This window comes from Micromonospora sp. DT4, from assembly GCF_049841675.1.
Lineage (GTDB): Bacteria > Actinomycetota > Actinomycetes > Mycobacteriales > Micromonosporaceae > Micromonospora.
In genome coordinates this window covers 1-817 of the sequence record NZ_JBNCKT010000326.1, presented here as the reverse complement: position 1 = coordinate 817, position 817 = coordinate 1, and the positions used below count along the sequence as shown (strand labels likewise).

Annotated in this window: 2 protein-coding genes; both read left to right on the top strand. The window is 65.2% G+C overall.

The features are described 5' to 3' along the window. The first annotated feature begins 311 nt into the window (after positions 1 to 311). Positions 312 to 542, top strand: coding sequence for a hypothetical protein (locus tag ACLQ24_RS29925; protein ID WP_425895086.1), 231 nt, complete (start codon positions 312 to 314; stop codon positions 540 to 542). After that, positions 539 to 769 carry a hypothetical protein gene (locus ACLQ24_RS29920; RefSeq protein ID WP_425895085.1) on the top strand — a complete coding sequence of 77 codons (231 nt, stop codon included), beginning with the start codon at positions 539 to 541 and terminating at the stop codon, positions 767 to 769. The genes ACLQ24_RS29925 and ACLQ24_RS29920 overlap by 4 nt, the downstream gene beginning before the upstream one ends. Positions 770 to 817: the final 48 nt, after the last annotated feature.

Below are 817 nucleotides of genomic sequence, written 5' to 3'. Positions count from 1 at the left end.
CAAACTCCGGACAACCCACCCCAACACCCACCACAACCCACACCCCCCACAACCAACCAACCCAACCAACCAACCAACCAAACCCAACCAACCAAGCCAACCAACCAACCAACCAAACCATGGGACTGTCTCGATAAAACAGTGGGGCTATCTCACCAACGGCGCCAGAGAACAACCCACAGCCACTTCACCTGATCTATGCGCTATATCCGGTTGAGGATCATCCACAGGTCCACCATGGATGCGAACCCGTCGAACCACCCGTCCCGACGCCGGGGTGTCCTGACCCTCGACTCAAACCAGGAGCCGCGATGACCATTACTGATCTGGACCGCCCTCGCGCTCGCCCACGAGGCCGGGTGTCGGCCACGACCCGACCGATCCCCACCCGGTCGTGGTCTACCTGGAGCTGCCCACGGGCCAGATGTCCTGGCGCCTGCCCGCCCACCCGGCCGGCCGGGACGGGGCCCCACAGCACCGCCGCCAAGTACGCGCGGGTGGCCGCGTTCGTCGACCTGGTCGACGAGGACACCGACCGGTGACCGAGGTGCTCATCGGCCGATGGACCACCGTGGCGCTGCACCCCGGATCCGTCGCCGCGCGCGATCGCGTCCAAGTCGCGCTGGGTGGCCAGGCGCAACGCTCCACGCCATCAGCGGTTCTGAGCAAGCTCCGCTCGCGCCGACTCCTCCCGTCGGGCAATCTCTTGAGTGATTTTCGCGCCGTCAGGATTAGGCTGACCCACGGCCCCGGCGTTGTTCCGGCTTGAGGTGTTCTGTCCAGGTTGAGGACGGGGGTAGGGCTGTAGTTGTGGGAC